Genomic DNA, 22,414 nt, shown 5'->3' with positions numbered 1-22,414 from the left:
CCGCCGGCCGGGAGAGCCGGAAGGGTCTGCGCGGCCGACGGGGCCTGCACGCCGTGCGTAGCGGTCGGAGACGGGACAGCAGCCGCGGCCGGCGGCGTGGTTGCGGTGCCGGCGGGAGCCCGAAGTGGCGTCTGGCTTCCCGTGGGGGACGCCGTACCGTGGGCGGGTTGCGTCAGGCCCGAATCAGCTGGCTTACAGGCGGCAAGCCCACCGGCGAGGAGAGCGGCGGAGAGCACCACGGTCGCATTCCACCGGGCACTATACTTGATCATCACTGGCTCTTCAAGCCCTTCGTCAGTCCCCATCTTGGTGTCCCCCCCAAGTAGGACGAACGGAGCATAGCGGTACCGCGACCAGCGCACTCAACCGGGTGTGCACGAGGCGGCGAACAGTAGCCACCATCCGTAGTGACGGCACAGTACATAATTCGGTGAAATTTTCTGTTATCGCTCGATGAACATATAAAATACCGGCTTCATCCCATATCATGGGATCATGACCGGTGACGCACCGTTGGCACCACCGCCGGCGGGTCCGGTGGAACACCCACGGACGAGACAGGCCCACATCCCGTACCGCACACACATCCGCGCCCTACACAAAATGGCGATAGTAGATTTCCAGGAAGACCATAAGGAGCCCTTTTCGCAACAGTCAAAATATGATAACGACTGCCCTGCGGCTGAACTCATTCCCCGCGGGTGACCAGGCAGCCCGCGGCTCCGGCGAGACAGCTCGGTAGCCTGACGGAAAGCAGCCCGTCCACAGATCTTCTCGCCTCCCCGCAGCGCCCGGTAACCTGGGGCACATGGCGGTCGTGGTGGCGAAGTTCGGCGGTTCCTCCGTCTCGAATGCCGACCGGATCAAACGAGTCGCCGAGCGAATCGTGGCCCAACGCCGTTGCGGCGACGACGTGGTGGTCGTGGTGAGCGCTATGGGTGACACTACCGATGACCTGCTCGAACTCGCCGAACAGGTCACGCCCGTCCCACCGGCCCGCGAGCTCGACATGCTGCTCACCGCCGGTGAACGCATCTCAATGGCGCTGCTGGCCATGGCGATCTCGAACCTGGGCGCCGAGGCGCGCTCGTTCACGGGCTCCCAGGCCGGGGTGATCACTACGTCGGCGCACGGCAAGGCCCGCATCATCGATGTCACGCCGGGACGCATCCGCGACGCTCTGGACTCGGGAGCGATCGCGATCGTCGCCGGGTTCCAGGGAGTCAGCCAGGACACGAAGGACGTGACGACGCTCGGGCGAGGCGGCTCGGACACGACCGCCGTCGCCCTCGCAGCCGCCTTGCATGCCGACTTCTGCGAGATCTACACCGATGTGGACGGCGTTTTCACCGCCGACCCGCGGATCGTGCCGGACGCACGCCGCATCGAGTGCATCTCGTACGAGGAAATGATGGAGATGGCGGCCTGCGGAGCCAAGGTGCTGATGCTTCGCTGTGTCGAGTACGCACGCCGCTACACCGTCCCCGTACACGTCCGGTCCTCGTTCTCCTTGAAGCCGGGTACGTGGGTCACCGAGATTCCGGAGGCAGATCTCGTGGAACAGGCCATCATCCGTGGAGTCGCACACGACCAGAGCGAGGCGAAGGTGACCGTTGCCGGCTGCCCGGACAAGCCCGGCGTGGCCGCCGCCGTGTTCCGGGCCGTCGCCGACGCGGACGTCAACCTCGACATGATCGTACAAGTCGGGTCAGTTGCCGGCACCGGACGGACCGACATCTCCTTCACCCTCCCCAAGACCGACGGCCGCACCGCGCTGACCGCGCTGGAGAAGGTCCGTGGTGAGATCGGTTTCGAACGGACCCTGTATGACGATCACATTGGTAAGGTCTCGCTGATCGGCGCCGGGATGAAATCGCACCCGGGGGTGTCGGCCCGGTTCTTCGGCGCACTCGCGGACGCCGGGGTCAATGTGGAGATCATCTCGACCTCCGAGATCCGGATTTCGGTGGTCATCCGCGACACCGATCTGCCGGTCGCGGTCCGGGCCGTCCACAGCGCGTTCGAACTCGGCGATCCGAACAGTCAGGCGGTTGTATACGCGGGGACCGGTCGATGACCACGCCGGCGGCCGGCGGCCGTCCCACGCTGGCCGTCGTCGGCGCGACCGGTGCGGTCGGCACCGTGATGCTGTCGCTGCTGGACGAACGCCCGGACATCTGGGGCGAGATCCGCCTGATCGCCTCCGCCCGGTCCGCCGGGCGCCGCCTGCGGCTGCGCGGCGGCGACGTCGAGGTACTCACGCTGGCCCCCGAGGTCTTCGACGGTGTCGACATCGCCATGTTCGACGTCCCGGACGAGGTCTCCAAGCAGTGGGCACCGGTCGCGGCATCCCGCGGGGCGACCGCGGTTGACAATTCAGGCGCCTTCCGGATGGAGGCGGACGTCCCACTGGTCGTCCCCGAGGTGAACGCACATGCGGCAGCGGACCGGCCTCGCGGGATCATCGCCAACCCGAACTGCACGACGCTGTCGATGATCGTCGCGGTTGGCGCGCTGCACCGCGTGTTCGGGCTGGAATCCCTGGTCGCAACGTCCTACCAGGCAGCGAGCGGAGCAGGCCAGGCCGGTATCGACACCCTCTACGCCCAGCTCGCCACCGTCGTCAGCGCCATGCCAACGCCCGGCGGGTCCACTGACAGCAGGTCCACCGGCGACACCGGGCTCGGACCCGGGCAGAGCGCCGGGGACGTCCGCAAGGCCATCGGGGAGCACGGGCTCGGCCCGTTCCCTGCGCCGCTGGCCCTGAACGTCGTGCCGTGGGCCGGTTCGTACCGGGATGGCGGCTGGTCGTCCGAGGAAATGAAAATCCGGAACGAGTCCCGAAAGATCCTGGGGATTCCCGGGCTCAAGGTGTCCGCAACCTGTGTACGGGTACCCGTCGTGACGACCCACGCGGTGGCGGTGCACGCGCGGTTCGCGCGCCCGGTGGCCGCGGATGACGCACGGGCCGTCCTACGTGCGGCGCCTGGAGTGGCCGTCCTGGACGACCCGGCAGCGGGAGACTTCCCCACACCGGCAGACGTCGTCGGTACCGATCCGACCTGGGTCGGGCGCATCAGGCAATCGCCCGACGACCCGTGCGAGCTCGCCATGTTCGTGTGCGGCGACAACCTCCGCAAGGGCGCGGCGTTGAACACCCTTCAGATCGCCGAACTGCTGGTATCCCACGGTCGGTAGTTCACCGTGGCACCATGGCTGACGGAACTGATTCCATAGACGTTTCATCCGACGGATGTGCGCAACAGGAAAATTCGGTGAACAGTTTTCATTCGACGACTTGAAGATCGAAATTGACACATCCGACATGCTGGACACGCATGTTCAGCCAGACGAAAACGCACGATCCACCGAAAGGAAAACGACAGGGGAACAAAACCGACCCGCCCCGACCACGCACGAATCGCCCCGCTACCGGCAAATGACAAGGGCCCGCCCCCTCAGTTGAAGATGGCGGACCCTCGCCCTACGACTGTGGAGTTACGTCCCTCGTGGCTCAGACGACCCGAACGGCGTCAGCCTGTGGACCCTTCTGTCCCTGGGTCACTTGGAACTCGACCCGCTGCCCCTCTTCCAGGCTCTTGTACCCGTCCATGTCAATCGCGCTGTAGTGGACGAAGACATCCGAACCGCCGCCGTCCACGGAGATGAAGCCGAAGCCCTTCTCCGAGTTGAACCACTTAACCGTGCCCTGAGCCACGTGCCGTTCTCCCTGCTGGTGCAGTCAGGACCCACACCGCGCGGGCCCCGGACCGTCTGAAGTGGGATTTTGACGCTCCCACGACAGTGTTCGCCGTCGGCGCCCCTTGTAGACGCCAACCGCCGAACTTGGCCATGGAAGACGCTACACGGCTACAGGCCATCACGGGAGGTCTCTGGGGAAGGAAGTCCACTACATACCTCACGTGCCAGATGACGCCCTAACGCCCGCGGTAACCCACCGCAACCGCAGACTGCGGGCGTCCAGCGGCTGCCGCCGACCGCTTCGGGCGGACTGGACGCCGTCACGGTAGGCACGCCGACAGCACTGTTGATAGCGAGCCCTTCGGGCACGCCCGGCGGCGCGGCGCTCGCTGAGGGCAGGTCGCCTGCCACTCGAATGGGGACTCAAAGCAGCAATCTGATTACTCAGAGTAATTCACACGACGCATGTTTCGCCCCACAGATCTGTGCGACCACATAGTGCCCCTAAGAGCGCCCGAGACCAGGCTGACGATGTGTCCGGACCCGCCCTAGGGCTCCGGGGACTGCGGCCTCCGGGCGCGATCCGACGATCGTCGCGCGCCCTTTGGCCCTCTCGACGATGTCAACAGGACAAGCATGACATCGCTGGCATTCCCCGCCGCCAGGACTTCCGGCCCTGTGGATGCTTTCATGCTGGAGAAGCCAGCCCGGTCCCGGTCGCTCTCAGCTGGGAGTGTTCGTGACCATCCGGTTCGGGGAATCTCGCATGGGGGTGCGCACTGACCATGACCCTTCCTACAGCGCTCTTGGGCGCGACCGGTTTGAACATCACCCGGGTCGGCTTCGGCGCCTGGGCGATCGGCGGTGCAGAACACGCATTCGGATGGGGCGCCCAGGACGACGATGAATCGGTGGCCGCCATCAGGCATGCCGTCGAACACGGCGTGAACTGGATCGACACAGCGGCGGTGTACGGGCGTGGGCACTCCGAGCAGGTCGTGGCACGAGCACTCACGGATTTCAGTGCCGATGACCGGCCGTACGTGTTCACCAAGTGCGGCATGGTCTGGGATGCGGAGGCAACGTCCCTGCCCGTCATGGTGGGAGCGCCCGAGTCAATCCGCCGTGAGGTGGATGGGTCCCTGCGACGATTGAAGATCGATAGAATCGATCTTTACCAGCTGCACTGGCCACCGAAAGACGGCACACCGATCGAGGATTCCGTCGCGACCCTGCACGAACTGCGCGCGGAAGGAAAGATTCGGTTGGTCGGCGTGTCCAACTTCAACGTCGAGCTGCTCGAACGTGCCGCGCACGCAGGTGGGGTCGATGTACTCCAGCCGCCGTTCTCGGCGATCAGGCGGACCGTGGCCACGGATGTCCTGCCCTACTGTGCGAAGCACAACATCGGGGTGATCGTCTACAGCCCGATGCAGTCGGGGCTTCTCACCGGGGCATGGACGGCGCAGCGCTCGGCGGATCTGCCGGCCGACGACTGGCGGCGTGGGTCGGCGGACTTCACCGGCGAGGCGCTGCACAGCAATCTCGCTCTCGCCGACATCCTGCGGACAGTGGCAAAGCGACACGACACGACCGTTGCTGCGGTCGCCGTCGCCTGGACCCTGGCGTTCGACGGCGTGAGCGCGGCGATCGTCGGCGCACGCAGGCCGACCCAGGTAGACGGATGGATCACCGCAGCCGGTCTCACGCTGACCGCGGACGACCTCGATGACATCGAGCTGGGCATTGATCGCCTCGGGGTCGGCGCCGGGCCGTCCCGGCTGACGGGCTGACGGGCTGACGGGCTGACGGCGACGGTCAGGGCTCCCGCAGCACATAGCCGAATCCGCGCTGGGTGTGGATCAGCGGCGGTCCGTGCGGCGCGAGTTTGCGTCGCAGATAGCTCACGTACTGGTCGACGATGGTGTGGCCGCCGTCGAAGTCGTAGTTCCAGACCGCGTCAAGGATCTGGGCACGGGAGAGCACCCGGCGCGGGTTCGCCAGCAGGTATCGCAGCAGCTTGAACTCGGTGGGCGACAGCTCGAGCGGATGACCGTCACGGGTCACCTCGTGGGTGTCCTCGTTCAGAACGAGATCGGCGAAAGCAAGCACCTGGACGGTCAGTGGTAACTGGTCACGTCGCGCCCGCCGGAGCACTGCGCGCACCCGGGCCACCAGTTCGTCGATGGAAAAGGGCTTGGTCACGTAGTCGTCGCCGCCATAGGTCAGACCGGCGACCTTGTCGGCCTGACGATCACGGGCGGTCAAAAAGATCACCGGAGTTTCGATACCCGCGTCACGCAGCCGGCGGCAGACCTCGAAGCCGTCGGTGTCGGGCAGCAACACGTCAAGCACCACAAGATCGGGTGCGGTCTCGGTGACAGCGGCGATCGCATCCCGGCCGGAAGCGGCGGTGACCACGTCGAAGCCATGGAAACGCAGGGACATGCGCACGAGATCGACGATGTTCGCCTCATCGTCCACCACCAGGACCCGCATCGGCTGCGGATCACGGTTCCCGTTCTCGCTCATGTGCTTCCCACCCCTCCTGCATGTCGCGCAGGCCGTAATCACACCGACCGAACATGTGAGTTCCATTCGAGCCGAACCATCTGTTCGCACATCCAACTCTCACAAACGCCGGGCAGGCTCCGGAGATGTAAGGACTCCCCCTGGCAGTCCCCCTCCGAAGAGGTGTCGAACAACGATGAACCGTCATCACGCCAGTCGCTCCCGGATGGCCGCCGTGATCCTTGCCGGCGTCGCGGTTCTTCCGCTGGCAGCGTGCCAGGCCGGTGCCCGTACCGCCCACACGACCGTGGCCGCGGGAACCACGCAGGCTTCCACCGCCTCCTCATCGGAGGTGACGACCACCGCCACGTCCGTAACCGCGCCCGCGACGGCGCCCGCTACGGCTCCGCCGGCCACCGTGCCCGCCGGGCGCGGAACCGGTGGCCCAGGATCCCTGACAGTATCGATCACATCACCAGTCGCTGTTGCCGGCCATGTGGACACCACCGTCACCTGCGAGGCCGGCCGACGCTATGCCGAAACCGCCAATGGCGTCATTCGCGGATACACCGTCGCCGAGACCGTGCGGGTCGCCGCCTACCACGGCCCCGGGTCCTACCCGGCCCTGGTCACCGTTTCGGTCAGCTCATCCGCCGAAGGCACGTACGCGGTGGAGGCCATCGCAACCACCGCCGCGATCACGTCCACGGGCGGTTCGCTGTCATTCAGCGGACAGACCTCAGCGGGCCGCACCCTGGCCGGTTCGATCAGCTGGTCCTGCTCCGCATAAGAGCGCCCGGCAACAGGGGGGCCAAAGGCGATGCGATCGTGGTTCTGGCCCATCGCCGGAGGGCCGCCGTCCCCGTCGGCAATACCGCGCCGCTCGCCGCGGGGGCAGTGCGCACAGCCACGCTCACCGACATCACACTGACGACCGTGGGAGACAACTCGTCCGGTCTCGTCCTGGTCGTCGAGGACGAGCGACATATCGCCGACATCATCCGGCTGTATCTGGCCCGTGACGGGTTCGGTGCGCATGTCTGCCCCGACGGCGCGGACGGCCTGGCCGCGGCCAGACTGCTGGCGCCGGTAGCAATCATTCTCGACATCCGCCTTCCCGGGATGAACGGCCTGGACATCGTCCGGACGTTGCGGAGCGAGGAGAACTGGATCCCCGTACTCATCGTGACCGCTCGCGACGACGAAGCGGACCGGATCCTGGGTCTGGAGTTGGGTGCGGACGACTATGTCACCAAGCCCTTCTCCCCGCGCGAACTCGTCACCCGACTGCGCACGGTGTTACGCCGCACGGCCGGCACCCCGGACATCTCGCAGACCCTGCGGGCCGGCACCGTCGTGATGGACCTCGGCCGCCGCCGCGTGCTGGCCGACGGCCGGGATGTCGTCCTCACGGCGACAGAGTTCGACCTGCTGTCCACCCTGCTGCGGCGGCCCGGTCTGGTCCACTCCCGGGAACGGCTGCTGTCACAGGTGTGGGGATATTCGGCGGCGGCGGGCACGCGGACCGTCGACGTCCATGTCGCCCAGGTCCGCGCCAAGCTCGGCGACGCAAGTCCGATCCGGACGGTGCGCGGTGTCGGCTATACCGCCGACGCCTGAGCTCCGGCGCCGGTCCTGGTCTTGGACCAGGACCAGGACCAGGACCAGGACCAGGACCAGGACCAGGACCAGTCTTGCGCTGCGAGCGGCCGTTCTGGCCACCGCCGTAGCCACGGTCACGGCCGTCCTCACTGGAGCGATCTTCCTGAGGTTGATCGGTGGAGCCACCGACGACCAGGCCCGGCGGGCGTTGGGACGACAGGCCGACCTCGTCGCGCAGTTCTACGACCGCCCGGCGAAGACCGTCGAATTCAGGCCGGGCGCGGTCCGGATGCTCGTGGCCCAACAGATCACCGTCATCCGCCTCAACGGCGAAGGAGTCGTGACGTCAAGCTGGGGAGCGCGTGGCGCCGGGCGGGCCGAGTTGTCGGGCGAAGTCCTGGCCAGACTGAGCGCCGGTGATCCGGTCGGACGGGCCGCCACTGTCACGGGACATCCGGTGAACATCGCCGCCCGACCATTGACGGACGGGGGTGCGGTGGCCCTGGTGCAACCGGCGTCCCAGGGTCGGGAACTCAGCGTGCCCGTCTCGCGCCGGCTCGCGATCGCGCTCGTTGTCGCACTGTGCGCCGCGACCGCGATGGGCTTGCTGCTCGCCCGCCGGCTCGCGCGTCCCCTGCGGGCCATGGCCGGCGCGGCACACGAACTGGCCGCTGGCCGCCGCGACGTTCGGGTCGAGGTCTACGGGCCGGCGGAGATAGCCGAGGTGGGCGAGGCGCTCAACAACCTCATCGCCGCCCTGATAATCAGCGAGGAACGGCAACGTGAATTCCTGCTTTCTGTTTCGCACGAGTTGCGCACACCGTTGACCGCGATCCGTGGCTTTGCCGAGGCCCTGGTGGATGAGATCACCCCGGCTGATTCGGTGGCGGCGACCGGCCGCGTACTGCTCGCCGAGGCCCTGCGGCTCGACCGTCTGGTCCGCGACCTTCTCGACCTGGCCCGTCTGGGTGCCGATGACTTCCGCGTCGATCTGGACGCCGTCGATCTGACGGCGGTCGTCAGCGCCGCCGCGCAGGTCTGGGAGCGGCGGTGCGCGGCCGAAGGGGTCGAGCTGCGGGTGGAGATCCCGACCGGCCAGCTCGTCGCCGTAACCGACGCGGCCCGGTGCCGGCAGATCATCGACGGGCTAGCCGAGAACGCGCTGCGGGTCGTACCAGCCGGCGCACCGATCGTTTTCGCCCTCCGCAAGGAAGGTGTTCACATTGTCATAGAGGTCCGCGACGGCGGGCCCGGCCTCACGCCGGAGGATCTCGCCGTTGCCTTTGACCGGTCCGTGCTCTACGAGCGCTACCGGGGCATCCGCCCGGTTTCCACCGGCCTCGGCCTAGCCCTGGTCGCCGGCCTCGCGGCACGACTCGGCGGCCACGCCGAGGCCGGTGTGGCCGCCGAGGGCGGAGCGGCGTTCGCCATCCGGCTGCCGACGAGCATCCGCGCACCCAGGGCCGACCGGCGACTCAACCAGCCGAAATAATCACACGGAGTGCTGTCCGGCTCTGGCCGTCGACGCGAGCGCCGACCCTGACCTTCGCCCCGACCTTTACCGCCGAAATATCCGTTTTGTTCTTATTCTGGCGGACAACGGTGTTATCCGTAACCGAGTAGGAACCGACGTACCCGTCATCGCTGCGGACGGTCAACGATGAGCTGGACACGGCCGTTACCGTTCCCCGCTGAGTGGCGAACGTCTTGAAGCCGTCCGCCGTGCGCGCCACGAACTCCCCGTGGACGCCCTTTTCGGCAAGCCAGGCGCGACCCAGGCCCTTTGGCGACGCATCCGGGTGGGAATCGACGCTGGCCGCCGTGGCGCTGGCCGTCGGCGTGGCGGACCCGCCCGAGTCGGCCAGTGCCGCGGTCGCGACCCCGCCGGCCGCGACCACCACGGCGCCCGCCACCGCGGCCAGCTTCGTTGCCACTGACATCCTCATGCCGTCACCTCCGTCGAGCGCGGCCACCATGGTCCGCGACATCGACCACTTTTTCGGTGGCCCGTGTGCCTTCCGTCCGAAAATCGTCAGAACTGTGTAAGGACCGCGTCCCACGGCGTGCTACTTCGTGCCACGACCTCCCTGACCGTCTCCTCACAGGCCGGGCATCGAGCCGCCCGGGGAGGGCAAGGTCGCACTGACCGGGATTCCGATAGGTGGTGACCCCGATGATGTCAACATCGACAGGTGTCCCACAAAGGTCAGCTGCCCGGTCAACGGCATCTGAATCTTCATCGGACAGGCGGTCACCGCCCTGTCCGGACACCTCCACCCATGTCCCAGCTGCCGGTGTCCGGGCGATAACCGACAGGACGGTTGACCATGACAGACAGCGCGGCGAACAGCGCGGCGAACAGCGCGGCGAACAGCGCGGCGAACAGCGCGGCGAACAGCGCGGCGAACAGCAACGTGCAGCGGGATGCCCAGCAACGGGAGCTCGGCAGATTCCTGCAGGCCCACCGCGAGCGGACACCGGGGCTGCTGCGGGAGGAAGTGGCGCAGCTGTCTGGCCTTGGGCTCGCCTGGTACACCTGGCTCGAGCAGGGACGGGTACAGGCATCCCCGCAAGTTGTCGAGGCCGTGGCACGTGCGCTGCGGCTGGACGACGGTGCCCGACGACACGTCCTCGCGCTTGCGGGTCTGCACGTGCCACCGGTGGCACGCCGACACCTCCATGATCGACTCCGCGGTACGGCGCGGCTGCTCCAACCCGTCCTGGACAGTTGGCCGACGAGCCCCGCGCTGCTACTGGACCACAGATTTGACATCACCGGGTGGAACGACGCCTACGCCGCACTGTGGACGGACCCCGCCCTCGTCGACGACCGGCGCCGGAACCTTATTTATCTGATGGTCACCAGCCGTTTGCTCAGCAGCACGCTGAATGACTGGGAGGCCGTGACAAAGGCCGTGCTTGCACAGTTTCGGAATCACGCCGATCGCAATCCCCACGACGACCGGACCGACGACCGGACCGACGACCGGACCGACGACCGGACCGACGACCGGACCGACGACCGGACCCGGGAGATATTCGCACTACTCGAGGCCGACAAGCCTGAGCTGCGCCATTGGTGGGAAAGTCGGACTGCGCACGAGTTCGCCAGCCGGACGGTCACGGTGAGCACCGCGACCGTCGGCGACATCCGCCTGGTCCTGTCGTCCTTGCGCCCGATGGATGACCCGGACTCGACCATCCTGCTGCAGACCCCGGTCAGCCAGCCTGACCGGGACCGGATCCGACAACTGCTGGAATTGCCGGCGCGCTGGGTCGGCAACGACCGGTCACGCGGCTTCTACGACCAATAGCCGGCGACCGGCATATAGCAGGATGCCGATCAGTGCAACCACCGACGGTGACGCTGCCGGGATGCCTCCGGCCAGAAGTCGATGAAATCCCGCTCCGCGGTCCGCGCCCGGCATTCCTCCAGACCCAGCAACAGCCCGAGCGTGAACGCGGTCTGCTCACCGGTATCGGCGGCCGCCGTGCCCCAGCCACGAAGCAGCCCCTGGGCGACGATCGCATCCTGATGCGTGCCGAGCAGTTCCTGAATCTGCTCGGACAGCCTGGCGAACTCCACCGCGTCAGAGCCGAAGACCGGCGCGGCCGTCTCGGCCGCGTACCGCAGGCGCTTGGCCTGCTTGCGGGCGCTGTGCAGCTGGATGTCCCGCTCATGCCCGGCCGCAGTGGCAAGTGCGGCCTCGACCTTGCGGGTCAGCCGACAGTCCGCGCGTCCGATCAGCTTCGGGACGGCGGTGCGCGCGGGCTGCGTCGCCGGGCCACGCAGCGGTCCGGCGACCACCGCCCGCAGATCGGCGACGAGTGTCAGGTACCGCTCGCTGCGCAGCATCGCCAAGGTCTCGGTGCGGGCCTCGGCCTGACCTGCGAGCAGCTGGCTGTCGATCGCCTCGACGACCGGGCCGCGCACCAGCTCGCCGGGCAGTTCGGCCATCCGCCCGTCGAAGTACTCGACCATCACCTCGCAGTCGCGGGCCGCGGACAGCGCACCGGCCAGATCGCGCAGTTCGCCGTCCAGGTGGCTGGCGGTCGCCGGGTCGAACATCGGCGCGAAGGTACGCAGCGTGCTGCGGAACCGACGGGTCGCCACCCGCATCTTGTGTACGGCATCGGGGACATCCAGGCGAACCCGTGGATCGGCGGCGAGCAGGGCCTCCACCTGGGCCGCCAGGTAGGCCCGGACAACCTCACCGGCTGGCGACTTCAACCTCGGCCTGGTCCGGGGCGCCGTCGCGTCGGAGTGCCGCTGGTTCGCCAGTGCCGGCCCGAGCACCCGCGCCAGCTTCGACGCGTCCGGGGCTCGGGACGCGCCGGCCGCGGTAAGGGTCGCGCCGACCTTGTCCAGCAGGCTGTTCTCACCGGCACCGACACGTTCGACCTCGATCTCGCGCCACTGGCTGCGCTGGGCGCGCACGGTGTTCCCGCCGAGGGTCTGGGCGCTGACGTGATCGTCGACGACCTCCGCGAGATCAGCGCCGGCGGCATTGCGAAGGCGGATAGCGGTGCGGGTCGTGACCAGCCGCGCCACCGGTCGAAGCGGTGCGCCGCGCAGGTGGACACACACCAGGTCGACCAGCTCGTCGGGTGGGGTTCGGTTCGACCAGCCATTGTCTGGACCGGTGGCGACATAAGCAGCGGCAGACACTTCCGGTACTGGATCAATCACGACCGGCGGCCCGTCGGCACCGTCGACCGGGCCCTTCCCATCCTCGGCGATATTCGCCCCTTTTGCGCCATCAGCACCATTCATGGCATTCGGGGCCGGCTCGAGAGGACGTTGAATCTCGTCGCGCTCACCGACTTTGATCGGCAGCTTCAGGTGCCAACCGTCGTCGTACCCGCCGGTACGCCGTCGAAATGTGATCTTGTTATTGGCCAACCGAAAATCGTCGGAGTCGTAGTAGACGGCCTCCAGGGTGACCGTTTCCGGTTCGGTAACGGTGGTGACGCCTTGCAATTGGTCCAACGCGGGAAGCACGAAGACCGGCTCCACCACGAACTTGCGTTCGACTTCCCTCAGTTCACCGCCCATGCCGTCCCCTCTCATCACATCCGACCGGATCGCCACCACCGGGCGCGTGCTCCGCCCTGCCACCTTCCGACGCCTGTAACCCATGAGGCAACTAAAAGACTATTATTGTTCAACGTATGTTAACCATCCCGTGGCCTTCATGCCCGTACTGAGCACGAGTCATGGCGTAGGAAGCCAGGAAACCCGGCCGACCAAGGTTGCATAGCCGACAAACGCGACAGAATCGATCAAGGAGTGAGCCACGACGAGCGGACCGACCCGTCCCCAGCGCTGGTAGATCCGGCCGAACAGCAGACCCATGATCAAATTGGCGACGAAGCCCCCGAGCCCCTGGTAGAGGTGGTACGAGCCGCGCAGGAGCGCACTGGTGACCAGCGCGGTCCGATCGGTCCAGCCAACCTGGCGCAGCCGGGTCAGCAGGTAGCCGACCACGACGACCTCCTCGAGTACCGCGTTCTCCACCGCCGACAGCAGCAGAACGGGAATGCGCCACCACACGTCCGGCAGACTCGTGGGGACCACCGTCAGGTTCGCGCCGGAGTGCCAGGCCAGCAGGTACAGCCCCAGGCCGGCGCCACCGACCACAGCGGCCAGGCCGGCACCGAAAAAGAGATCACGGGTGGGTTCACGGCGATCGAACCCGATGGCGGACGGGCCGCCGCCTTCGCGCACGAGCAGGTACAGCGCCAGCAGCGCGGGCACCAGCGCGGTCGCGACACCGACCAGCTGCAGCGCAAGGTCGAGCCACGGACGTCCCGGAGCCGCCGAAGAGTTCAGCTCGGCAACCTGGCTGCGCAGCGGTCCGGGCGCGGTCAGATCACCGATATAGCGGACAGCGGCCCACAGCGCGGACGCTCCCAGCGAGACGCCGAGAACGAGCCACACCTCGGCGACGAGTAACCGCCGCGGCAGCAGCCGCTCGACGCTGACCGGTGCCGTGCCCCGGTCATCCCCACGCACACTCATCTGGCGACCGTAACCGCATGGCCGACCCCTGCGTCGCGACGGTGCAGACAGGCCCTGGGGCCTGTCTGCACCGGCCCCGTTCGCGATCAGCACGGCCCGCAGGTTCTCGGTGGACGCCGGGATGGGTCAAAATAGTGCGGGACGCCCGGTTCTGCCACACTCATCACACCGTCGCGTCGCCACACCGCCACACCGCCACACCGCCACACCGCCACACGACCGCGCTGACGGGTCCGGGCCGCCGGCCGCGGAGCGGATGTCTCACGGCCACGGCCCGAAAGGCCCAGCGGACGGATCATATGAACGACAGCCAGGACTGGACCACACCGTCGACCCGCCTGTTAGCCATGCGTCGGACGCAACTGACGCTCATCGCCATTCCGGCGATCACGGCCGTCGGCCTGCTCGGCGGCATCATGGGCTCGGCCGAACTCGGCGGGCTGCTGGCGCTGGGGGTCATGGCGGTGGCACTGGCATGGGAACGACTCCTCTATCGCCGGGTCAGGGCCTGGGCATATGCCGAACGGGATGACGACCTTCTCGTTCGACGTGGCGTTATGATCCGCAAAATCTCCGTTGTTCCCTACGGTCGAATGCAGTTCGTCGACGTCACCGCGGGGCCGTTCGAGCGCATGTTCGGGCTCGCCACCGTGCGCATGCACACGGCCGCCGCGGCAAGTGACGCCCGGATCCCGGGCCTGGTCGCAGCCGAAGCGGCACGGCTTCGCGACGCGCTGGCCGCGCTGGGCGAAGCCCAAGCGGCCGGGCTGTGAACAGCGCCGACGAGCCGACCGCTGCGGCTCGTACCGGCGGATGGCACCGCCTGCACCCATTGTCGCCACTGGTACGAGCCGGTCGGCATCTTGTGCTGGTGGCGGCCGTCGTGCTGTCCGGCGCGGTCACCCGCCAACAGGACGGCGGCGGGCAGGGAGGCTACTGGGAGCTGACGGTTGTCGCCGTGGTCGTCGTCATCGGTGTGGTCTCGTGGCTGGTCACCCGGTGGCAGGTTGACAACGGCACGCTGCGGATCGAAACGGGATTGCTGCGCCGCAGCTCACAGCGCTACCCACTGACCCAGATCCAGGCGATCGACCTGGTGGAGTCCGGGCTGGCCAGGCTGTTGGGCCTAGCCGAACTCCACCTGCGGATGGCGGCCTCCGGCGGCGCGACCGGCCGGCTGGCATGCCTGCGTAAGGCGGACGCGGAGGTCCTGCGCGCACGCCTGCTGGCCTTGGCGCACGGTGTCGCCGAGGATTCGCCGCCGCCACCGGAACGGCTGCTGGTGGCGCTGTCCACCCGGCGTCTGGTCGGTTCCATGCTGCTGAGCAGCCAGAGCGTTGTCACGATGGTCGCGACGGTCGCCTTCGCCGTGGTCGCGGTCATGATCCCGGCAGCCGTCGGCGCCCTGGGCGGCGCAGCGGGCCTGGTGATCGGCATGCTCACCGCTGCCTGGCGGCGCTTCAACAGCGGCTTTGAGCTCACTGTCTCCGTCGCTGCCGACGGCATCCACCTGCGTTCCGGCGCGATCCAGACCGCTGCCGAGACGATCCCCTTCGGCCGTGTCCAGGCGGTCCAACTGGTCGAGCCGCTCCTGTGGCGGCCGTTGCGGTGGTGCCGGCTCGAGGTCGAGGTGGCGGGCAGACAGGCCAGGAACGAGAACAGGCCCGAGGGGCGCCAGCTACGGGCAATCCTCCCGGTCGGCGACCACGACCAGGCCGCATACCTGCTGTCCCAGCTCATCCCCGGGGCACCTACCGCCGATCGACGTGCCCCGGCCCGAGCCAGGTGGAAGGCGCCCCTTCGGTACCACTACCTCGCCTGGGGCGGAAACGACAGTTGCGTCGTGACGGCGAGCGGTCGGGTACGCCGGGTTACCCGATGGGTCCCGCTTGAGAAGGTTCAGAGCGTCCGTCGGGTCCAGGGACCGGTACAGCGGATGCTCGGTCTGGCGACGATCCATCTCGACACCGCTGGACGACGCATCCAGGCGGAGCTGACCGATCGCAACGTCGACGAGGTTGACCGCCAGCTGGCCGTTCTCCCGGGTCAGTGCCGGGCGGCCCGCCGCAGTCAGCGGCCACCGCGAGCCCTTCACGGCCGGTGACGACTCCATGGACGCAGGAACACAGACGCAGGATTTGTGGATCAGGTCACACAACCTCTCGACGCGCCCTAAGATGTATCCATGGCGCGCCTGGGTGACCTTGAACGGTCAGTCATGGACGTACTGTGGGATACAGACGGCTGGCTCACCGCACGTGAGGTCGCCGTCCGCCTCGACCACGAACGGGACCTCGCCTACACCACCGTCCTCACGGTTCTGGAACGTCTCGAGCGCAAGGGATTCGTTCAGCGTGAACGCGCCGAGCGCGCGCATCGCTACCAGGCGTCGAGCAGCCGGGACGCGGTGGTAGCCGAGGCTATGCTCGCTGTGCTCGACACCACCGACGACCGCAACTCGGCGCTGGTCCGCTTCGTCGGTTCGGTGTCCCCCGCCGAAGCCGAAATCCTGCGCCGGGCGCTGACCCGGCCAACCGAGGCCGGTCAGGACGCCCTCGGGCAGGACACCCGCGAACCCGAAACCATGGGGCCCGAAACCATGGGGCAGGGCACCAAGGCACCGGGCACCACCACCGATCAGGACACCACCGATCAGAATGCTCACCGGCAACGGGAGCGGGAGGAAGCAGGGCCTCCTGGCAGAGGTATCGTTCACCCGCTATGACGACCGCGGCCATCCTCGCTCTGTTCTCGGGCATCCTCGCGTGGCCGGTCCCACGGCTACTCGCCGCGGCCCGCTGGCCGTCCCGCTGCCCTCGATCGGCGATCGTGCTGTGGCAGGCCATCGGGCTCGCAGGTGGGGTCTCCGCCCTGATCGCGGTGATCGCCTTCACGTTCGCGCCGCTGTCCGCGAACGTGCCGGTGAGCCTGCAGGATCACGCCGACCATCTGGCTGCGGGCGAGCCGCTGGCCGGGCTCAGCTGGATCAACCTGATCGGCCTTGCAGTGGCATCGGCCCTCACCGCCCGATTGTTCGGCGTCCTGGCTCTATCCACGTCACGAACCGCCCGACAACGTCGCCGCCATCGCCACCTGGTCGACCTCGCCGGCCGCGACCACAGCGACCACAGCGAACGGACCCGCCGACGCGGTCAGCTCCGCGTGCTGGATCATCCGGTGGCGGTCGCGTACTGCCTACCCGGGGTACGCCATACCCGGGTCGTCGTCTCCAAGGGGCTACTCGCCGCCCTCGCCCCGGATGAGCTGGAAGCCGTCCTCGCCCACGAGGAAGCTCACGCCCGGGGTCGCCACGATCTCGTCATCCAACCCTTTCTGGCCTGGCAGGAGACGTTCCCCTTCCTGCCGCCGGCCCGCGATGCGACCGCCGCGGTGTCGCTTCTGGTTGAGATGCTCGCCGACGATGCCGCCGCCCGATGTACCAGCGGGCAGACCCTCGCGCGCGCGTTGGCCCGGCTCGGCGTCGCCCGGTCCCCGGTACCGGCGGGCGCGGTCGCGATCACCGGGATGCCCCAGCACGGATTGTCTGCACGAGGCCGGACGCTGTGGCCACCACGTATCGGCCACAACAGCGACACAACAAGGTCATACAGTATAAAAAGGATTAAAAACGCGAACGTCCCGCTGGGCGCACCCATCCGGTCACCAATCAACACCCCGCTGATCGCTCGCATCTCGCGCCTGCTCGATCCCTCGCCCCGAACGCCGCTGTGGGCACACGCGGCGGTCTACCTGACAGCCGCCGCCGTGAGCACGTTCCCCGTCGTCGTCCTGTTGGCTTCCTAGGCCACACTGCTCGCTGGAGCTCCTGGCCGACCCGACCCGGCAGGACCTGTCCGGTTTCCGCTCGACATCCCCAGCTCATGGCCGGACTTGGAGCGCCCGGCAATAGGGGCGTGGATCAATCAGCCATGGGTGATCGTCACATTCCGGACCGTGTGTACATCGGTGCGGCTGCCGGTCCCACCGGTGAACCCGACCAGCACGTTCGACGGCAGGTCCGCCGCAGTGTCGATCACCGTGATCCCGTCCACCACGACGACGATCCGACCGCCCGAGGCTTCCACGTCGATCAGGTGGGTACCCGCACGCAGGTCACCAATCTTGGTCGAACTTGCCAGGACGACCGGCGGCGTGCCGGCGGTGCCCCGCACAACCGAGACATAATGCGACGGTGCACCGCCGCGATAGGTGGCAAGCGTGACGGCGAAGCCCGCCAGACCGCTGAACCCGAGCCCGCCGCCGTTCTTCCCGAGCGCGGTGGGTCCGGCGTTCGCGGCGTCCAGCAGCGCGTAGGTCAGGCCGTCCGCCCCGGTGCCGCCACCGATCTGCACGGTGAACGTTGCATGCAGACCACCGGCGGTCGGCTGCGGGGTGCCGTAGAACGACGACCCGGCGCGGTTCTGTGCCGCGGGTGTGAGCACGAGGTCGCTGCCCGACAGCGTCGCCGAGCCGTTGTGCGACCATCCGGGCGCGGTCAACGGCGGCGGCGTCGACGGAAGACGAGTGATCGTCACGTCGCGCACCACATGCAGATCGGTGACGGAACCGGTCGAACCGGTGAAGGCCAGCAGCGCGTTGGCCGGCACCGCCACGGCGACGTCGAGCTTGGCCTGGCCGTCGACCGCGACCTGCACGCGGCCGCCGGTGACGACCACGTCGACGACATGGGTACCGTCGCGCCAGTGGGGCACGTTGGTCGTGCGCGCCACGTACGTCGAGGATCCGCCGGATGTGCCGGTCGCCACGGCGAGCGAATTGCCGTGGGTGTAGGTGTCGAGGGCGACCGCTACCCCGGGTAGGGTGCCGAAACCCATGGACCCACCGTTCGTGCCCAGCGCCCGGTCGGTCGTCTTGGTCGCGTCCAGCAGCGCGAACGTCTGCCCGTCGCCACCTGTGCCGCCACCGATCTGCGCGGTGAACTCGATCGCCAGCCGGTCGGTCGACACGGTCACCGGGTAGACGGCGGAGCCGGCTTTGTACTGCTGCGTCGGAGTCAGCACCAGATCACCGCCGGACATCGCCGCGGTCCCGTTGAGCGTCCATTTACCCTGGCTGGGCGGCGGGAAGCTGTTCGGGTCCGGCGAGGTCCCCTCGCCGGTCAACGTCACGGTCTGTACGCCCGCTCCGTCATCGCCGGTGAGGATGTACGAGCCGGCCTGCACCCCGGTCGAGGTCGGCGTGAACGTCACCGACTGGTGGATCACCTCACCCGGGGCCAGCGTGAGCCCTTCGGAGATCTGCGTACTGGCGAAGTCACCGACCGGCGCCTTCGCCTTTGTGATCGTCAACGCCAGGTTGCCGTCGTTGCGGACGTCAAATGTCGCCGTCCGTGCCTGGCCCTGCGGAACCTGACCGAAGTCCAGTGACGTCGGTGAGATAGTCATCTTCGGGGCGCCGGTGACCGCGGACCCGGACAACGCCACACTCACCGGGCCGTCGGCACTGGTGACCGTCAGGGTGGCGGCGAAGGTCCCGGCAGTCCTGGGAGCGAACGTCACCGACGCAGTCACCGAGCCGCCGGCCGGAATCGTCGTGCCGGACGCGGGTAGGCCACTCACGGTGAACGGATCACCAGGCAGAGTCGCCCCGATGATCGTGGTGGCCGCGGTTCCGGTGTTGACGATGTTCACCGACAGCGCGCTCGCACCGCCGGTGGGGAGCCGGTCAAATGGGAGTGACGGCGGGTCCGCTGCCAGGCCCGACTGCGTGCCGATGCCCCGCAGGTCAATCGAGGCCAGGCCGGCATCGGTGGTGAACGTGAGCGAGACATCCGTGGCGACCGGGGTCGTCGGCGTGTACGTCACCGGCACGCTCAGGGTCGCACCGGCGGCGAGCGTGACCGGCAGCGTCGGCAGCGTCGCCGCGAACGGCGCGAACGTGGAGATCGCCGACACGGTCAGCGGCACACGCGCCGTGACCTGCGCCGTGGCGGTGGCGGTGGCGCCGACTGCGACCTTCCCGAAGTCCGTCGCCGAGCCGTACAGCACGGCGCCGGTCGGCCGGCCGAACGCGAGCAGGTGGCCATCCCGCGTACCGACGAAGACGCGGTTGGCGTCGGTCGCCACCTTTGTGAACTTCGACGCGATCCCGATCGGCGCGGAGAAGCGCTGGGTGAGCACACCGTTGGTGGGGACCGCATCGTAAGCCCGGAGCTGGCCGTTGGAGCCGGATGCGCCGCTTTCGTAGACCATCCACACCAGCGCGGACCCGGACGTCGTCCCATCAGAGGTGACCGTGGGCGAGCCAGAGCCGAACGGGAACGTGCCGCTACTCGTACCCGCCGCGGCCAGGGCCGGCTCACCCGCGCCCGTCACGCCGTACTTCAACGCGCGCAGCGGCCCACCACTGCCCGCCACATAGACGTAGCCACCGTCGCCGCCCCAGAACGCCGGGTGACCCCACACACCCTGGAACGGCCCGGTCATGCCCACCACGTCGTCGATGCCCTGTGGTCCCTGCCCACGCCCACCGAGGTCGTCCCGGTCGAGCAGGAACACCCGTCCGTCCTTGCCGACCTGTACCAGCAGATGGGGATGGGTGGGGGTGCCGAACCCGTCCGGCAAGGCCAGCGGACCGCCCGAGCCGAGGTCGGTGTCGTTCTGGTTCAGCGCCGCGGCGTTCACCGGGCTGAAGAAGTCCTGCGCCGAGAGTCTGCCGTCAGCGCCGACGCCGAGTCGGACCACAGCCTGCGCAAGCTGGCCGGGCGCGCTCGAGCCGGGGCCGGGCGCCGGCGCCACGCCGTTGCCGGTCGTGAAGATGATCCGGCCAGGTCCGTCCGAGATCAGACCGCCACCGCTCTGCCAGATACCGCCGCCGATGTCACTGCCGGTGGCCTCGCTGGCCCACATCGTGGTCAGCTTCGCGGTGGTCGTGCTCACGCCGACGACATAGCCGCGGTACCTGCCGATGTCGCAGTGTCCACCGAACGCCGCGTACACCACGCCGTTGAGCAACAGCAGGCCCGGACGCTGCAGTTCGACCCGAGCGTCGAACGGCGTACCGGCCGGGTCGTTGCTGGGCGCCCCCTGGATCGTCGCCGGCCAGCCGCTACGCTCCGCGCCGGTCGCGAGATCCAGGGCATGCATGTAGTAATGAGGATGTTGCGCATCGCCACCGTCATTGACCTTCGCGGTCAGATAGACGGTATTGGTCGCCTTGTCGACAACGGGCGTCGAGGTGATGCCGATGTTGATTCCCACGTCGCCGCATCCGATGACCGAAGGCGGCCACGGCGCGCCCATCGATACCGACCACTTCTTCAGGCCGGTTACCTCGTCGATTCCATATACGTTGTTGTTCTCGGTCGTGACGACGACCGTTCCGCCGGCGATGACAGGTTCACCGTAGACCGAGCCGTCAAGATCCACCGAATAGAGCACTCCGAAGTCGGAGGCGCTCACCGATGACGGGGAAAGAGCCGGCTCCGCCTGGTCCCAGCCGGTGCGCAGCGCATCCTGCGACACGGTGAGAACATCCGAACGCGCAAGCCCCGGAACGGCGACCAGATATACGCTCACAGTAGCGAGCGCCACCGCGAAGGCACCCAGCACCCGTGGCAGTGAACGAAAATTCATTCTTTCCCCCTACACGGCGTGCCGCAGGTTATCGATCTGCGATTCCGACGCGCAACGTCGATTCCCTTATCTGCGCACGCCCATTGGGTGTCACAAAGGAGACGACGCGGTGAACGAGGTAATGAACAGGTAGCACAAGGAGCCTGGGGCGCGTGGAGTGCGTGGAGTGCGTGGAGTGCGTGGAGTGCTCAACCCAACATCCGCCGGCTGTTGTCGTACCCCGGAGCGCGGGTCATGGCGCCCGAGCGCCGACCCGGCGACAGCCTCAGGTCGTACGGATCCCGTCTCCAGCCATCTCACCGGTCATGATCGGCGCGAGTTTGTCGTTGGGTACGCTTTTCAGCCGGATTAGCGTACGCGATGACAAACTCGCGCCGATCTTCAGCGCTGGAGAGGCCCCGCTCAGCCGGTGGACGCCTTGGCGGCGGCCTTCATCGCCTTCTTGTACTCGCGAACCTTGTCACGGGTGACCGTATCGATGATGTCGGCGATCGAACGGAACGATCCGTCCTCTCCGAAGGGAGCCGACGCCTCCCGCCAGCCCGGCGGGGTGACGCCGAGCTGCTTTCCGAGCAACGCAACGAAGATCTTGGCCTTCTGCGGCCCGAACCCGGGCAACGCTGAGACACGCCGCAACAGCTCACGACCGTCGGTCGCGGTCAGCCAGACGTTCGCGGCGTCCGAGTCGTAGTCGTCGACCACCAGGCGGCACATCGCCTGGACCCGCTTGGCCATCGACGCGGGGAACCGGTGCAGCGCCGGCACCCGGGAGAACACCGCGCCGAGTTCGTCGGGGTCTGCATCGGCGAGGTCCGCCGCGTCCAGGGGGCGACCGAGCCGCCGGCTCAGTTCATACGGCGCGGCGAACGCCCGCTCCAGCGGAATCTGCTGGTCGAGAACCATACCCACCAGGAGCGCGAGCGGGTCTCGCGTCAGCAGCTCGTCCGCCTCGTCGATCTGGCTCAGGTGCAGTCCCACGGTC

At 67.8% G+C, this 22,414-nt stretch carries 18 protein-coding genes and 1 pseudogene; 11 read left to right on the top strand and 8 right to left on the bottom strand.

Annotated elements, in window-relative coordinates:
* A pseudogene (locus U9978_RS01200) lies at positions 1–272 on the bottom strand (hypothetical protein); the annotation flags it as partial.
* A gap of 536 nt (positions 273–808) precedes the next feature.
* Here U9978_RS01200 and U9978_RS01195 point away from each other — a divergent pair.
* Both U9978_RS01195 and U9978_RS01190 read left to right on the top strand, forming a co-directional pair.
* Positions 809–2,077, top strand: a complete 1,269-nt coding sequence (locus U9978_RS01195) for an aspartate kinase (protein ID WP_322759143.1) — start codon at positions 809–811, stop codon at positions 2,075–2,077.
* Positions 2,074–3,198, top strand: a complete 1,125-nt coding sequence (locus U9978_RS01190) for an aspartate-semialdehyde dehydrogenase (RefSeq protein ID WP_322759142.1) — start codon at positions 2,074–2,076, stop codon at positions 3,196–3,198. The genes U9978_RS01195 and U9978_RS01190 overlap by 4 nt, the downstream gene beginning before the upstream one ends.
* Positions 3,199–3,514: 316 nt before the next feature.
* Here U9978_RS01190 and U9978_RS01185 read toward each other — a convergent pair whose 3' ends face one another.
* Positions 3,515–3,718: a cold-shock protein gene (locus U9978_RS01185; RefSeq protein WP_013872098.1), complete on the bottom strand. Its 204-nt coding sequence runs from the start codon at positions 3,716–3,718 to the stop codon at positions 3,515–3,517.
* Positions 3,719–4,487: 769 nt separating this feature from the next.
* Between U9978_RS01185 and U9978_RS01180 the strand changes: the two genes are divergently transcribed.
* Positions 4,488–5,495, top strand: a complete 1,008-nt coding sequence (locus U9978_RS01180; protein ID WP_322759141.1) for an aldo/keto reductase — start codon at positions 4,488–4,490, stop codon at positions 5,493–5,495.
* 25 nt (positions 5,496–5,520) lie between these two features.
* Here the strand turns inward: U9978_RS01180 and U9978_RS01175 are convergent, their stop codons facing one another.
* Positions 5,521–6,234: a response regulator transcription factor gene (locus tag U9978_RS01175; RefSeq protein ID WP_322759140.1), complete on the bottom strand. Its 714-nt coding sequence runs from the start codon at positions 6,232–6,234 to the stop codon at positions 5,521–5,523.
* A 175-nt stretch (positions 6,235–6,409) separates the two neighbouring features.
* Here U9978_RS01175 and U9978_RS01170 point away from each other — a divergent pair, with 175 nt between their 5' ends.
* The 3 genes from U9978_RS01170 (at position 6,410) to U9978_RS01160 (ending at position 9,307) form a co-directional block, all read left to right on the top strand.
* Positions 6,410–7,003: a hypothetical protein gene (locus U9978_RS01170; RefSeq protein WP_322759139.1), complete on the top strand. Its 594-nt coding sequence runs from the start codon at positions 6,410–6,412 to the stop codon at positions 7,001–7,003.
* 131 nt (positions 7,004–7,134) lie between these two features.
* The gene (locus tag U9978_RS01165; RefSeq protein WP_416210814.1) at positions 7,135–7,833 is read left to right on the top strand and encodes a response regulator transcription factor; all 699 of its coding nucleotides are present in this window, start codon (positions 7,135–7,137) and stop codon (positions 7,831–7,833) included.
* Between the two features lie 151 nt (positions 7,834–7,984).
* Entirely contained in the window at positions 7,985–9,307 is a 1,323-nt protein-coding gene (locus U9978_RS01160) for a HAMP domain-containing sensor histidine kinase (RefSeq protein WP_322759137.1), read from the top strand.
* Here U9978_RS01160 and U9978_RS01155 read toward each other — a convergent pair.
* Entirely contained in the window at positions 9,291–9,761 is a 471-nt protein-coding gene (locus tag U9978_RS01155; RefSeq protein WP_322759136.1) for a DUF5666 domain-containing protein, read from the bottom strand. The genes U9978_RS01160 and U9978_RS01155 overlap by 17 nt on opposite strands.
* Positions 9,762–10,142: 381 nt before the next feature.
* On the opposite strand from U9978_RS01155, the gene U9978_RS01150 reads away from it, so the two are divergent.
* Positions 10,143–11,129 (top strand): helix-turn-helix transcriptional regulator, encoded by a 987-nt coding sequence (locus U9978_RS01150; protein ID WP_322759135.1) that lies wholly within the window; start codon positions 10,143–10,145, stop codon positions 11,127–11,129.
* Positions 11,130–11,158: 29 nt separating this feature from the next.
* On the opposite strand, the gene U9978_RS01145 is transcribed toward U9978_RS01150, so the two are convergent.
* Positions 11,159–12,871 (bottom strand): CYTH and CHAD domain-containing protein, encoded by a 1,713-nt coding sequence (locus tag U9978_RS01145; protein WP_322759134.1) that lies wholly within the window; start codon positions 12,869–12,871, stop codon positions 11,159–11,161.
* Positions 12,872–13,030: 159 nt separating this feature from the next.
* Positions 13,031–13,837: a type II CAAX endopeptidase family protein gene (locus U9978_RS01140; RefSeq protein WP_322759133.1), complete on the bottom strand. Its 807-nt coding sequence runs from the start codon at positions 13,835–13,837 to the stop codon at positions 13,031–13,033.
* A 299-nt stretch (positions 13,838–14,136) separates the two neighbouring features.
* Here U9978_RS01140 and U9978_RS01135 point away from each other — a divergent pair, with 299 nt between their 5' ends.
* The 4 genes from U9978_RS01135 to U9978_RS01120 all read left to right on the top strand — a co-directional run bounded on the left by U9978_RS01135 (position 14,137) and on the right by U9978_RS01120 (position 17,641).
* Positions 14,137–14,610 (top strand): PH domain-containing protein, encoded by a 474-nt coding sequence (locus U9978_RS01135; RefSeq protein WP_322759132.1) that lies wholly within the window; start codon positions 14,137–14,139, stop codon positions 14,608–14,610.
* Entirely contained in the window at positions 14,607–15,941 is a 1,335-nt protein-coding gene (locus U9978_RS01130; protein WP_322759131.1) for a PH domain-containing protein, read from the top strand. Before U9978_RS01135 ends, U9978_RS01130 begins: the two co-directional genes overlap by 4 nt.
* An 81-nt stretch (positions 15,942–16,022) precedes the next feature.
* Positions 16,023–16,562 (top strand): BlaI/MecI/CopY family transcriptional regulator, encoded by a 540-nt coding sequence (locus U9978_RS01125; protein WP_322759130.1) that lies wholly within the window; start codon positions 16,023–16,025, stop codon positions 16,560–16,562.
* On the top strand, positions 16,559–17,641 hold the full coding sequence (locus U9978_RS01120; RefSeq protein WP_322759129.1) for a M56 family metallopeptidase: 1,083 nt from the start codon (positions 16,559–16,561) through the stop codon (positions 17,639–17,641). Before U9978_RS01125 ends, U9978_RS01120 begins: the two co-directional genes overlap by 4 nt.
* Before the next feature lie 119 nt (positions 17,642–17,760).
* Here U9978_RS01120 and U9978_RS01115 read toward each other — a convergent pair whose 3' ends face one another.
* Positions 17,761–21,432 carry a choice-of-anchor D domain-containing protein gene (locus U9978_RS01115; RefSeq protein WP_322759128.1) on the bottom strand — a complete coding sequence of 1,224 codons (3,672 nt, stop codon included), beginning with the start codon at positions 21,430–21,432 and terminating at the stop codon, positions 17,761–17,763.
* Between the two features lie 402 nt (positions 21,433–21,834).
* Positions 21,835–22,410, bottom strand: a complete 576-nt coding sequence (locus U9978_RS01110; RefSeq protein WP_322759127.1) for an HhH-GPD-type base excision DNA repair protein — start codon at positions 22,408–22,410, stop codon at positions 21,835–21,837.
* Positions 22,411–22,414 lie beyond the last annotated feature (4 nt).

The sequence above is a fragment of the Protofrankia sp. Cr2 genome, assembly GCF_963555885.1.
Lineage (GTDB): Bacteria > Actinomycetota > Actinomycetes > Frankiales > Frankiaceae > Protofrankia.
This window is presented reverse-complemented; position numbering and strand designations above follow the sequence as displayed.

Excerpts from the sequence above, each read along its gene's own strand:
- U9978_RS01170 (WP_322759139.1), top strand. The coding sequence starts at position 6,410 with ATGAACCGTCATCACGCCAGTCGCTCCCGGATGGCCGCCGTGATCCTT.
- U9978_RS01150 (WP_322759135.1), top strand. The coding sequence starts at position 10,143 with ATGACAGACAGCGCGGCGAACAGCGCGGCGAACAGCGCGGCGAACAGC.
- U9978_RS01175 (WP_322759140.1), bottom strand. The coding sequence starts at position 6,234 with ATGAGCGAGAACGGGAACCGTGATCCGCAGCCGATGCGGGTCCTGGTG.
- U9978_RS01155 (WP_322759136.1), bottom strand. The coding sequence starts at position 9,761 with ATGAGGATGTCAGTGGCAACGAAGCTGGCCGCGGTGGCGGGCGCCGTG.
- U9978_RS01135 (WP_322759132.1), top strand. The coding sequence starts at position 14,137 with ATGAACGACAGCCAGGACTGGACCACACCGTCGACCCGCCTGTTAGCC.
- U9978_RS01190 (WP_322759142.1), top strand. The coding sequence starts at position 2,074 with ATGACCACGCCGGCGGCCGGCGGCCGTCCCACGCTGGCCGTCGTCGGC.
- U9978_RS01140 (WP_322759133.1), bottom strand. The coding sequence starts at position 13,837 with ATGAGTGTGCGTGGGGATGACCGGGGCACGGCACCGGTCAGCGTCGAG.
- U9978_RS01115 (WP_322759128.1), bottom strand. The coding sequence starts at position 21,432 with ATGAATTTTCGTTCACTGCCACGGGTGCTGGGTGCCTTCGCGGTGGCG.
- U9978_RS01195 (WP_322759143.1), top strand. The coding sequence starts at position 809 with ATGGCGGTCGTGGTGGCGAAGTTCGGCGGTTCCTCCGTCTCGAATGCC.
- U9978_RS01120 (WP_322759129.1), top strand. The coding sequence starts at position 16,559 with ATGACGACCGCGGCCATCCTCGCTCTGTTCTCGGGCATCCTCGCGTGG.
- U9978_RS01145 (WP_322759134.1), bottom strand. The coding sequence starts at position 12,871 with ATGGGCGGTGAACTGAGGGAAGTCGAACGCAAGTTCGTGGTGGAGCCG.
- U9978_RS01180 (WP_322759141.1), top strand. The coding sequence starts at position 4,488 with ATGACCCTTCCTACAGCGCTCTTGGGCGCGACCGGTTTGAACATCACC.
- U9978_RS01125 (WP_322759130.1), top strand. The coding sequence starts at position 16,023 with ATGGCGCGCCTGGGTGACCTTGAACGGTCAGTCATGGACGTACTGTGG.